Genomic DNA, 11,739 nt, shown 5'->3' with positions numbered 1-11,739 from the left:
TGTTTTTTGTTACTTTATTATATCATCTCCGGCAGGATTTTCTGAATGCATTCAATAAATTTCTGCGCCGCAGGAGTAATACTTTCCGCATTGCGCAATGCAATTCCCAGTTCTCTGGTCACAGAAGGCTCAAGAGGAAGGGTCTTTATCGCTTCCTGAGTATGGCCGATCACAAGTTTTGGCAGAATACTCACACCAAGATGGCTGGATACCATTGAGAGGATTACATGGTCATCTTTTGATGAAAACTTGGTATCTGGAGTAATATCAGCGATTTCCAGTGCTTCATGCACATCATAATCTACGCCTTCAGCAGAAATAATAAAGGACTTCCCGGCCATTTCTGAGATAGGAAAAGCTTCTCTTCCCCTTGTATCATAATCCTCAGGAACTACTGCCAGCAAAGGATCTTCATACAACGGAATCCAATCCAGACAGCCAATGTTTCTCTTACTCAGCAGCCCGAAATCTGCTTGGTTATTTTCCACCCACTGCACAATATCATCTGTACCACCCTCCATCAAGGCAATATCGATACCCGGATATTCCTGCTGAAAAGCATGGATGATCTCCGGCAGCCAGTTTCGTGCTATGCTTGCAAAGGAAGCAATGGTAAGCCGTCCTGTTGTCAATCCGTTCAGAGAACTGATGGTCTGCTCCAACTGTTCATTAATGGACAGTAGCTGACGTACCAGAGGCAGGATGGTCTCTGCATTGGTGGTAGGAATTACCCCTTGTTTGGTTCTGATAAAAAGAGGAAAGCCAAATTCAGCTTCCATCCCTTTCAGAATATGGCTCACACCAGGCTGAGTATACCCCATCCGCTCTCCTGTTTTTGTAAAATTTTTAGTATCTGCCACATCGGCAAATAAAGCATATTTATTAATCTCCACTCCGAATCCCCTCATTTTCCGGTCGCAAACTATACATTTTAGCGTAAAAAGGGGAGCTACTCAATTAAGAATAACTCCCTTTTTATTATTTTTATTACTCCGTTTGGACACGATAAATGCTTATTTTAAGCTATTTATTAGAATTTACCAGCTTTAGCAGCTTCCTCGATGGAAACAGCTACTGCAACTGTCATACCAACCATTGGGTTGTTACCAGCGCCGATGAGACCCATCATCTCTACGTGAGCCGGTACAGAAGAAGAACCAGCGAACTGTGCATCAGAGTGCATACGTCCTAATGTATCTGTCATACCGTAGGAAGCTGGACCTGCTGCCATGTTGTCTGGGTGAAGTGTACGTCCTGTACCACCGCCGGAAGCAACTGAGAAGTATTTCTTACCTGCTTCAAGACGTTCTTTTTTGTATGTACCTGCAACCGGATGCTGGAAACGTGTCGGGTTTGTGGAGTTACCTGTGATAGAAACATCAACGTCTTCTTTCCACATGATAGCAACACCTTCCGGAACGCTGTTAGCGCCGTAGCAGTTAACTTTTGCACGAAGTCCTTCGGAGTATGCTTTTCTGAATACTTCTTTCACTTCGTTCTTGTATGGATCGTATTCTGTCTCTACATATGTAAAGCCATTGATACGGGAGATGATCTGAGCTGCATCTTTTCCAAGACCGTTCAGGATAACACGTAATGGTTTCTGACGAACTTTGTTAGCTTTCTCAGCGATACCGATAGCACCTTCAGCTGCTGCGAAGGACTCATGTCCAGCCAGGAAGCAGAAGCACTCTGTTTCTTCTTCAAGAAGCATCTTGCCAAGGTTACCATGTCCAAGACCTACTTTACGTGTATCAGCAACGGAGCCAGGAATACAGAATGCCTGAAGTCCTTCACCGATAGCTGCTGCTGCATCTGCTGCTTTCTTGCATCCTTTTTTGATTGCGATTGCAGCACCTACTGTGTATGCCCAGCAAGCGTTCTCGAAACAGATTGGCTGAATGCCTTTGATCTGATCGTATACATTAAGACCTGCGTCTTTTGTGATTTTCTCAGCTTCTTCGATAGAAGCAATGCCATAGCTGTTTAAAACAGAATTGATCTTGTCAATTCGTCTCTCATATGATTCAAATAAAGCCATTTCCTGTTACCTCCTAAATTATTCTTTTCTTGGGTCGATAATTTTAACAGCGTCTGCAACACGGCCATACTGACCTTTTGCTTTTTCCCATGCAGTATTCGGGTCATCGCCTTTTTTGATGAAATCAGTCATTTTTCCAAGGCTTACGAACTGATATCCGATGATCTCATCATCTGCATCAAGAGCAATACCTGTTACATAACCTTCTGCCATTTCAAGGTAACGAGGTCCTTTTTTCAGAGTTCCATACATTGTACCAACCTGAGAGCGAAGTCCTTTACCAAGGTCCTCGAGTCCAGCGCCTACAGGAAGTCCGTCTTCTGAGAATGCAGACTGTGTACGTCCGTAAACGATCTGAAGGAAGAGTTCTCTCATAGCTGTGTTAATCGCATCACAAACTAAGTCAGTGTTCAGTGCCTCCATAACAGTAAGACCCGGAAGGATCTCAGAAGCCATAGCTGCAGAGTGAGTCATACCTGAACATCCGATAGTCTCAACCAGTGCTTCCTGGATGATACCTTCTTTAACATTTAATGTAAGCTTGCAGGCACCCTGCTGTGGTGCACACCAGCCAACACCGTGTGTAAGACCGGAAATATCTTTGACTTCTTTTGCCTGTACCCATTTAGCTTCTTCTGGGATTGGAGCGGCGCCATGATGAACGCCCTGTGCAACTGGGCACATTTCTTCTACTTCGCGTGAATAAATCATTGTAAAACTCCTTTCAAGTATAGATTAACTTCATGTTGTTATACTCGCCACTGTACAGAACTGCTGAATGAACTGCACAGGGCAAATCTCTGAGGTCTGCTGAATGACTTCAGATGAGTATGCCTAACAACCTAGTGTTATTTTCTCACAAAAGTGCTGATTCGTCCAGTCATAAATTGTAAAATTTTTAACCATCTTTGATTTTTTTGTGGTAAAATAGTTCTAATTTCTATTAATGAAGGGATTTCTATTATGACAACAAAGTTACCTGCTTCCTTTCTCCCTGCAAAATTTCAGGTTCTGAGTGGAAGCACTTTAAAATTAATTGCTATCACCCTGATGCTGGTCGACCATACCGGCCTAATGATCCTGTATAATTATCCTGCCACAACCGCAACCCTTTTCAGTTTCGGCGACGTGGATTACAGCTGGTATCGGATTTTCCGGGATATTGGCAGAGCTGCTTTTCCGATTTTCTGTTTTCTGTTAGTGGAAGGATTTCTGCACACGCACAACCGCAAAAAATACGGCTTGAATCTTTTTTTATTTGCATGTATCTCTGAGATTCCATGGAACTTCATGTTTACCAATACCTGGAGATATGAAAAGCAGAATGTATTTTTCACCCTGTTTCTTGGATACCTGGCATTCTGTGCGTTGGAATACTTCTGGGACAATCAGAAAATGCAGCTTGTCTGCGTACTGGCACTGCTAGCCGTCTCCGTATTCCTGAAGGCAGATTACGGATGGCGAGGATTTGTATTCCTGCTGATCATGTACTGGTTCCGCAATGAGAAAACAGCCCAGGCAATCATCGGAAGCTGCTGGCTTTACTACGAATGGAAGGCATGCTTTGCTTTTCTTTCCATTAATATGTACAATGGCGTACGTGGATTTATCAAAGGAAGATTTTTGAAATATTTCTTTTACTGGTTTTATCCGGTACATATTGCCATTCTGGTAATCCTGAGGAAAGTTTTATTTCATATGTAATATCAATTACAACAGATATCTTCTATATCTGACAGACAAAAAAATATAAAAGAGCAGGCTGTATGACTGAAATAATATCATTCCTACAGCCTGCCTCTTCTATTTTTTAATTATCTCTTTTCCACAACTTCTGTTTTTGACTTGTAAATATGATTTGCAGGTACGCAGCCTCTTACTGAAGAAAGCGGATAAATATTGCAGCAGCGTCCGATCACAGTTCCGGGATTTAATACGGAGCCGCAGCCTACTTCTACGTTATCTCCAAGCATGGCACCAAATTTCTTCAGACCTGTTTCAATCTTCTCCTCACCATCTTTTACAATTACCAGTTTCTTGTCAGATTTTACATTGGAGCAGATGGAACCTGCGCCCATATGGGATTTGTAACCAAGAACTGCATCACCTACATAATTGTAGTGCGGAACCTGTACCTTGTTGAAAAGTACAGCATTCTTTAATTCTGTAGAATTACCTACTACCGCACCCTCACCTATGATCGCTTTTCCACGGATAAATGCACAGTGGCGTACTTCTGCTTCTTTACCAATAATGACCGGACCGTTGATGCAGGCCGTAGGTGCTACTTTGGCACTTTTTGCGATCCATACATCTTCTGACGGGTGGTCGTATTCTTCCTCACTTAAAGTCTGTCCCAGTTTCAGAATGAAATCTCCGATCTCCGGTAATACTTCCCATGGATAGTTTTTTCCTTCAAATAAATCCTTTGCGATTGTTTCATTAAGATCCAGAAGATTTGCAATTGTATAATCTTTTAACATTTTTATTTTCCTCTTTTCTTTCCTGCCGGTTCTTTATAGTTCACTGCTGCAGCATCAAAGAAGCGCCGCAGATAAGCCTGATAATTATTCTTTTCCACCTGCTGGGTCTGAATACGCACAAAATGTTCCAGCTTGTCCATGTATTCCTGTTCTGTAATGCTTCCCTCTGCCACATAATTAAGTCCTTTTTCCCAGCTGGCAGTAAGTTCCGGATTCAGAAGCTGCCGTATGGAGCAGTTTACCACATCAAAGATCATCTCTCCAAGAAGTGTCGGAGTGATGACCTGGGTTTTCTTGTTCAGTGCCAGATATTTGATATTGCACAGCTTCTTAAGAATCTCTGCTCTGGTGGCACTGGTACCAATTCCGCAGCTCTTGATCTGAGCACGTAATTCCTCATCCTCAATAAGCTGTCCGGCATTCTCCATTGCAAGAATCATGGAACCGGAATTATAACGCTTTGGTGGTGATGTCTCACCCTCCTTAATACTCAGGCTGTCCACGGAAAGTATATCACCTTTTTTCAGATTCTGCAATGCGGTAAGAAGGCGGGTATCACATGCCATATCTTCTGAAGAATTATCTGAACCATTCTTTCCATTATCTGGATCAGAATCTTCATTTCCGTTATTCCCCGCCACACCGGTTCTGTTTCCGCCACTCATGGCATCTGCTACTTTCCGCTTCGCAAAAGAATTTGTGGCAACTTTTAAATACCCTTCATCCAGCAGTACTTTAAACGAGGAAAAGAAGCTCTCATTCTGAATCTTTGTTACAAGACTGACCTTCTGATATACAGCAGGAGGATAAAAAATACATACAAACCTTCTGACAATGGTCTCATATACACGCTGCGCAGTAAGAGAAACACCTCTTAATGCATTTAATCCTTGCCCTGTAGGTACAATTGCATAATGATCTGTAATCTGCTTATCATTAACATATCTGGTCTTTGCCAGATTTTTGTAATTTTCCTGTTCAATAATGTGCTGTGCGATTTCCGCTGTATGTTCATAATTTCGCAGCCCGGAAATATTCTTATAAATCTCCTTTGCAGCCGCAGTCGACAATACACGGGCATCTGTTCTGGGATAAGTGACCAGTTTCTTCTCATACAATTCCTGTACGATCTTCAATGTCTCATCCGGGCTGATCTTGAACAGTTTGGAGCACACATTCTGAAGTTCCGCCAGGTTAAATAAAAGCGGCGGATTCCTGTTCTCTTTTTTTCTCTCGATTTTCTCTACTGTACACTGCAGAGGCTGACTTACCGACAGCTCCTGTATCAGTTTTTCAGCATATATTTTCTCTTTAAATCCGTTCTCTTTATACAAATAAGGAGTCTGGAAATATCTGCTGCCTTCCACAGCTCTCCATTCTCCCTCAAAGTTTTCTCCCTCAAGGGCAATGCTGCTGAGTACGCGGTAAAACGGAGTTTTCACAAACGCACGGATCTCGCGCTCTCTTCGCACTACCATTCCAAGCACACAGGTCATAACCCGTCCTACAGAAATGGCCTGATATTTCGTATTTAAATAATTTGACACACTGTTTCCATAACGCAGTGTCAGTACACGGGAAAAATTAATTCCCATGAGATAGTCTTCTTTCGCCCGAAGATAGGCTGAAGCAGAAAGATTGTCATATGCTGACAGATCCTTTGCCTCTCTGATTCCTCTCATGATCTCTTCTTCTGTCTGAGAGTCAATCCAGACTCTCTTTTCATTTTTTCCATGAACGCCTGCCATCTGTGCCACCAGACGGTAGATGTATTCTCCCTCCCGTCCGGAGTCGGTACACACGTAAATAGTGTCCACATCCTCTCGGTTAAGCAGTCCTTTGACAATCTCAAACTGCTTCTGCACTCCGGGGATCACTTCATATTTAAATTCGCGCGGCAAAAAAGGCAGGGTATCTAAACTCCACCTTTTATATTTGATATCATATTTTTCCGGGTAACTCATGGTGACCAGATGTCCCACACACCAGGTCACCACGCTGTCCTGAGATTCCAGGTAGCCATCCCGTCTTTGTCCGTTGATCTTCAAAGCTTTTGCGAATTCCTGTGCCACACTGGGCTTTTCGGCTATGTATAAAGCTTTTGACATATTATTTATCTGCACTCATCTTTCTGAGCGGCCATGCCAGCAACAGGGCACCGCCCACCATATTTCCTAAAGTTACTACTACCATGCTCTTTAACATGGCTCCAAGGGATAATCCAGGTACCAGGCAGTATGCAGTAACAAAGATTCCCATATTTGCGATGCAGTGCTCAAATCCGCTTACGACGAATCCTGAAATACACATAACGATCATCAGGAATCTTCCTGCATCACTCTTTAATTTCATACCGCAGAGTACACCGAGACAGACGAAGAAGTTACAGAGTACTGCTCTGAAAAACATCTGTCCGAGCGGAACACTCAGCTTGTTTCCGATAAATCCTGCAAAATAATCTGCTGTTCCGGACGCTCCGGCCCATACAAACAGCAATGCTAAAATTGCACATCCGACAAAGTTTCCAAGGTAGCTTACTCCCCATACCTTACCGGCCTCTTTCCAGCTTACCTGTTTATCATAGGCTCCGAACGCCATTACCATATTATTTCCGGTAAAAAGCTCACCGCCTACAAAGCTGATCAGAAGCACTGCAATGGAGAATACTAATGCTCCCATAAATTTTCCCCATTCAGGCATGGTCTTGGAGAATACGTTTCCAACTACATTACTGTAGATCATGGCCACATCAATAAAAAATCCCGCCATGACCGCACGTATAAAGTACTTGAAAAAGTTGGTATTCACCAGGTTGCTCTTGGCTTTCGCCGCGTTTGATACTTTCTGCACATCCTCAAAATTCATAATAACACCTCCGCAATGTTTTTAACAAAAACATTATAACACTTTGATAACTTTATCACAATCTTTATTTGTTATAATAGTTTACTAAATACATTGTCATTTTTTGGTTATTATTAAATTTAAACAAAATATTCAGATATTGATTTTTTATATCAATAACATCAGGCATTCTAATCAAATATTACATATTTATCCTGCAATTCTGTAACAGTACCGATAATTCCTCCGGAAATATCCATTTTTCCCAGTTCAGCAGCAAGCTGATCCGCCTCATCTGACGGCACTGCAAGAAGTAGTCCCCCTGAGGTCTGAGGATCAAAAACCACATCCTCCTTCCAAAGCTCCCTAATCTCACTTCGGATTGCCTCTCCTGCAAACTCCCGATTTCTATATGCACCCTCAGGAACCAGTCCCATCTGGGCATATTCAGCCACACCATCCATGACAGGAAGTTTCCCGGAATGAATCACCAAAGTCTTTCCACTGCCCTTTGCCATCTCCAGGCTATGTCCTGCCAGACTGAATCCAGTCACATCTGTGCAGCTGTGAATAGTATATTTTCCAGCAATCTCCGCTGCATATTTATTCAGCTTTGCCATCACCCTCTGCACACTCTCTGTTTCCTCTGCTGATGCCATTTCTGCTTTGATCGCCGTATTTAAGATACCACTTCCCAGAGGCTTGGTGAGAATCAATATATCTCCTTCCCTGGCTCCATAATTCTTCCACATTTTCTCAGGATGTACATACCCGGTAACACACAGACCATATTTAGGTTCTTTATCATTGATGGTATGTCCTCCTGCAAGAACTGCACCGGCTTCCATTACCTTATCAGCTCCGCCTCTGAGGATCTGTTCCAACACTTCCGGTCCCAGGCAGTTTGGAAAAGCCACCACATTCAGGGCCAGCTTGGGAATTCCCCCCATAGCGTAAACATCACTCAGCGCATTAGCCGCTGCAATCTGACCATACATATAGGGATCATTTACCACTGGTGGAAAAAAATCCACTGTCTGGATCATTGCAAGCTCATCTGATATTTTATATACTGCAGCATCATCCGAAGTCTCCGGCCCTACCAGAAGCATAGGGTCTGTAAACTTTGGCAGTTTTTCCACCACCTGTGCCAGAACCTTAGGACCGATTTTGGCACCACAGCCTGCCGCACTGGCAAGCTGGGTAAGATATACTTTATTATTTTTCATCAGGATAGCTTCTCCCTTTCTCAAAACCAGTATATTTTTCCAATGTCAGGCTCACTGACAGCTATATTTTAGCATAAACCACTCTGCGCGTCAAAGCTGTATGTCACATCAGAATCTGGTATATTCCTTCATATTCCAGGTCTTCCTCACTGAGGTATTTTTCTACAGTATCCTGATTTTGTCCGCTGCACTTCCACGCCAGTCCACAGGAAGCTGAGATTTCTCTGGGTACAGGGATAATCCTGCCTTCAAATCCTGTTTTCTTTCCTCTGCTCTCCATAGCCATTGCCTGAGTAGTGGACACAAAGGTAATGATCACTGTTAAATTTTTTTCTCTCATATCTGCTTTTATTCCTATCTTCCACCATTGTATCATATGGTCAGAAAAGGGATGTCATACAATGACATCCCCTTTATTTTTCTTATTATTTTGCCTGAATATATCCCTTTGCCTTCAGAGTCTCTGCACAGAGAACAGCTCCGCCTGCAGCACCTCTGACTGTATTGTGGGAAAGTCCTACAAATTTCCAGTCATACACAGTATCCTCACGGAGACGTCCTACAGATACTCCCATACCATGCTCAAAGTTTACATCTTCTGTAACCTGTGGACGGTTGTCCTCTTCCAGATACTGGATAAACTGCTTCGGAGCACTTGGAAGCTCTAATTCCTGCGGAAGTCCTTTAAACTCTACTAATGCTTTGATCAGCTGCTCTTTTGTAGGATTCTTGCGGAATTTAACAAATACAGCTGCTGTATGTCCGTTCAGTACAGGTACACGGATACACTGGCATGTGATCACCGGCTCTGTAGCAGGTTTGATCACACCGTCTTCTACTTTACCCCAGATTCTTAATGGCTCTTTCTCGCTCTTCTCTTCCTCGCCGCCAATGTATGGGATGATGTTTCCAACCATTTCCGGCCAGTCCTTAAATGTTTTACCTGCTCCGGAGATTGCCTGATATGTAGTAGCAACTACTTCATATGGCTCGAACTCTTTCCATGCAGTTAATACAGGAGCATAGCTCTGGATAGAGCAGTTTGGTTTAACAGCGATAAATCCGCGTGTTGTTCCGAGACGTTTCTTCTGGGATTCAATTACATCGAAGTGTTCCGGATTGATTTCCGGCACTACCATCGGTACATCCGGTGTCCATCTGTGAGCACTGTTGTTGGAAACAACCGGTGTCTCTGTCTTAGCATATTCTTCTTCGATCTTCTTGATCTCTTCTTTTGACATATCCACAGCAGAGAATACAAAATCAACTGTAGCAGCAACCTTCTCCACTTCGTTTACGTTCATAACAACAAGCTTTTTCACAGCTTCCGGCATCGGTGTGTCCATTTTCCATCTTCCGCCTACAGCTTCCTCATATGTTTTTCCTGCGCTTCTCGGGCTTGCAGCTACGGTTACTACCTCAAACCATGGATGATTCTCAAGAAGTGAGATAAATCTCTGTCCTACCATACCTGTGGCACCTAAGATACCAACTCTCAGTTTTTCACTCATAATATAATCTCCTCTTTGCGTATCATCTGACTCTATTTTCCTGCGTCAGACCTTCTTTTTCAGATGTCTCCATTTCACGTACATCTGTCGTTCTTGTACATACTATAACAAATTAAAGTAAAATGCAACCCTTTTTTATGTTTTTTCAAATTAATTCTGTTCCAGATATTTCCGGTTCTCTGCAATTACCTTTTTCATAACTTCAGATCCCGGGGCACCGATAGTCATACGTTTCTCTACACAGGTTTTCATACTGATAGCTTCATAGATATCCTGTTCAAATACAGGACTGATGGCCTTGTATTCTTCCAGTGGAAGTTCATCCAGTGAAATCCCTTTGTCAATGCAGGTAAGGACCAGACGTCCTACAATACCATGGGCATCTCTGAAAGGTACACCGTGATTTACCAGATAATCTGCTGCATCCGTAGCATTGGTAAATCCGTTCTTTGCACTTTCTTCCATATTTTTTTTGTTAAACTGCATAGTTGAGATCATTCCTGTAAACAATGCCAGACAGCCCTTCACTGTGTCAATGGCATCAAAAGTAAGTTCTTTATCTTCCTGCATGTCTTTATTATACGCAAGAGGAATTCCTTTCATAGTGGTAAGGATAGAAGTCAGAGCTCCATATACACGCCCTGTTTTTCCTCTTACCAGTTCTGCAATATCCGGATTCTTTTTCTGAGGCATAATACTGCTGCCTGTGCTGTAAGCATCATCAATTTCCACAAAACGATACTCATTGGAATTCCACATAATGATTTCCTCGCAGAAGCGGCTCATATGCATCATTATGGTAGAAAAGGCTGACAAAAGCTCAATCACATAGTCTCTGTCTGAAACAGAATCCATACTGTTTCTGGTCGGTCCGTCAAAGTCCAGAAGCTGTGCAGTATATTCCCTGTCCAGCGGATATGTGGTTCCTGCCAGTGCTCCTGCTCCTAAAGGACAGGTATTCATTCTCTTGCGGATATCGGAAAGTCTGCTTCTGTCACGGACAAACATCTCAAAATATGCACCTACATGATGTGCCAGAGTAACAGGCTGTGCTTTCTGCAGATGGGTAAAGCCCGGCATATATGTATGGATATTCTCCTCCATGATCTTCTGCAGTGCTTCAAGAAGCTTCTTTACCAGCTCATCCGTCTCATCGATCTCATCCCTCACATACAGCTTCATATCCAGTGCCACCTGATCATTACGGCTTCTTCCTGTATGAAGCTTCTTACCGGCATCTCCGATTCTGTCAATGAGATTTGCCTCTACAAAGCTGTGAATATCTTCATATTCAGATGTAATCTCTAGTTTTCCGGATCTTACATCTGCAAGAATTCCATCCAGACCATTTTCAATCTGTATTTTTTCCTCTTCTGTCAGGATTCCCTGTTTTGCAAGCATTGCTACATGTGCTTTGCTTCCTCTGATATCCTGCTCATAGAATTTCTGGTCAAAAGAAATTGATGCATTAAAATTATATACCAGTTTGTCTGTTTCTTTGGTGAAACGTCCGCCCCAAAGCTGTGCCATAGTATTTATTCCTCGTTTCTTTCTGAATTTTAGTACTTTTGTGCATTAGTGTATCATATTTTTTTCAGATTGCAAAGTAATTCATTTTGATTCTTTCAGTT

Annotated in this window: 11 protein-coding genes; 1 reads left to right on the top strand and 10 read right to left on the bottom strand. The window is 42.7% G+C overall.

The features are described from left to right. Positions 1-17 precede the first annotated feature (17 nt). The 3 genes from ACTNDS_RS10180 to ACTNDS_RS10170 all read right to left on the bottom strand — a co-directional run bounded on the left by ACTNDS_RS10180 (position 18) and on the right by ACTNDS_RS10170 (position 2,752). On the bottom strand, positions 18-893 hold the full coding sequence (locus ACTNDS_RS10180; RefSeq protein ID WP_441035484.1) for a LysR family transcriptional regulator: 876 nt from the start codon (positions 891-893) through the stop codon (positions 18-20). A 137-nt stretch (positions 894-1,030) separates the two neighbouring features. Continuing rightward, a complete protein-coding gene (locus tag ACTNDS_RS10175; RefSeq protein ID WP_008707497.1) occupies positions 1,031-2,041 on the bottom strand; it encodes a GGGtGRT protein in 1,011 nt (336 codons plus the stop codon). Between the two features lie 18 nt (positions 2,042-2,059). Then, on the bottom strand, positions 2,060-2,752 hold the full coding sequence (locus ACTNDS_RS10170) for an iron-sulfur cluster assembly scaffold protein (RefSeq protein ID WP_019161164.1): 693 nt from the start codon (positions 2,750-2,752) through the stop codon (positions 2,060-2,062). Positions 2,753-3,004: 252 nt separating this feature from the next. Between ACTNDS_RS10170 and ACTNDS_RS10165 the strand changes: the two genes are divergently transcribed. Next, entirely contained in the window at positions 3,005-3,745 is a 741-nt protein-coding gene (locus tag ACTNDS_RS10165) for a TraX family protein (protein WP_441035481.1), read from the top strand. 110 nt (positions 3,746-3,855) lie between these two features. Here ACTNDS_RS10165 and ACTNDS_RS10160 read toward each other — a convergent pair whose 3' ends face one another. The 7 genes from ACTNDS_RS10160 to argH form a co-directional block, all read right to left on the bottom strand. After that, positions 3,856-4,524 (bottom strand): UDP-N-acetylglucosamine pyrophosphorylase, encoded by a 669-nt coding sequence (locus tag ACTNDS_RS10160; RefSeq protein ID WP_173743425.1) that lies wholly within the window; start codon positions 4,522-4,524, stop codon positions 3,856-3,858. A gap of 2 nt (positions 4,525-4,526) precedes the next feature. Beyond that, positions 4,527-6,632, bottom strand: coding sequence for a DNA topoisomerase (locus ACTNDS_RS10155; RefSeq protein ID WP_441035479.1), 2,106 nt, complete (start codon positions 6,630-6,632; stop codon positions 4,527-4,529). 1 nt (position 6,633) lies between these two features. After that, positions 6,634-7,389 (bottom strand): formate/nitrite transporter family protein, encoded by a 756-nt coding sequence (locus ACTNDS_RS10150; protein WP_441035477.1) that lies wholly within the window; start codon positions 7,387-7,389, stop codon positions 6,634-6,636. Positions 7,390-7,559: 170 nt separating this feature from the next. After that, entirely contained in the window at positions 7,560-8,597 is a 1,038-nt protein-coding gene (selD, locus tag ACTNDS_RS10145; protein ID WP_441035475.1) for a selenide, water dikinase SelD, read from the bottom strand. A 103-nt stretch (positions 8,598-8,700) separates the two neighbouring features. Then, positions 8,701-8,937 carry a DUF3343 domain-containing protein gene (locus tag ACTNDS_RS10140; RefSeq protein WP_441035473.1) on the bottom strand — a complete coding sequence of 79 codons (237 nt, stop codon included), beginning with the start codon at positions 8,935-8,937 and terminating at the stop codon, positions 8,701-8,703. An 85-nt stretch (positions 8,938-9,022) separates the two neighbouring features. Then, positions 9,023-10,108, bottom strand: coding sequence for an aspartate-semialdehyde dehydrogenase (gene asd, locus ACTNDS_RS10135; RefSeq protein WP_173743430.1), 1,086 nt, complete (start codon positions 10,106-10,108; stop codon positions 9,023-9,025). A 150-nt stretch (positions 10,109-10,258) separates the two neighbouring features. After that, positions 10,259-11,638, bottom strand: a complete 1,380-nt coding sequence (gene argH, locus ACTNDS_RS10130) for an argininosuccinate lyase (RefSeq protein WP_441035471.1) — start codon at positions 11,636-11,638, stop codon at positions 10,259-10,261. Positions 11,639-11,739: the final 101 nt, after the last annotated feature.

Origin of the sequence: Blautia sp. HCP3S3_C12, from assembly GCF_052064155.1 — a bacterium.
Classification (GTDB): Bacteria; Bacillota; Clostridia; order Lachnospirales; family Lachnospiraceae; genus Blautia_A.
The sequence above is the reverse complement of the archived record's forward strand: the minus strand, read 5'-3'. Positions and strand labels throughout refer to the sequence as shown.

Excerpts from the sequence above, each read along its gene's own strand:
- ACTNDS_RS10165 (WP_441035481.1), top strand. The coding sequence starts at position 3,005 with ATGACAACAAAGTTACCTGCTTCCTTTCTCCCTGCAAAATTTCAGGTT.
- ACTNDS_RS10175 (WP_008707497.1), bottom strand. The coding sequence starts at position 2,041 with ATGGCTTTATTTGAATCATATGAGAGACGAATTGACAAGATCAATTCT.
- ACTNDS_RS10150 (WP_441035477.1), bottom strand. The coding sequence starts at position 7,389 with ATGAATTTTGAGGATGTGCAGAAAGTATCAAACGCGGCGAAAGCCAAG.
- ACTNDS_RS10140 (WP_441035473.1), bottom strand. The coding sequence starts at position 8,937 with ATGAGAGAAAAAAATTTAACAGTGATCATTACCTTTGTGTCCACTACT.
- selD (WP_441035475.1), bottom strand. The coding sequence starts at position 8,597 with ATGAAAAATAATAAAGTATATCTTACCCAGCTTGCCAGTGCGGCAGGC.
- argH (WP_441035471.1), bottom strand. The coding sequence starts at position 11,638 with ATGGCACAGCTTTGGGGCGGACGTTTCACCAAAGAAACAGACAAACTG.
- asd (WP_173743430.1), bottom strand. The coding sequence starts at position 10,108 with ATGAGTGAAAAACTGAGAGTTGGTATCTTAGGTGCCACAGGTATGGTA.
- ACTNDS_RS10160 (WP_173743425.1), bottom strand. The coding sequence starts at position 4,524 with ATGTTAAAAGATTATACAATTGCAAATCTTCTGGATCTTAATGAAACA.
- ACTNDS_RS10170 (WP_019161164.1), bottom strand. The coding sequence starts at position 2,752 with ATGATTTATTCACGCGAAGTAGAAGAAATGTGCCCAGTTGCACAGGGC.
- ACTNDS_RS10155 (WP_441035479.1), bottom strand. The coding sequence starts at position 6,632 with ATGTCAAAAGCTTTATACATAGCCGAAAAGCCCAGTGTGGCACAGGAA.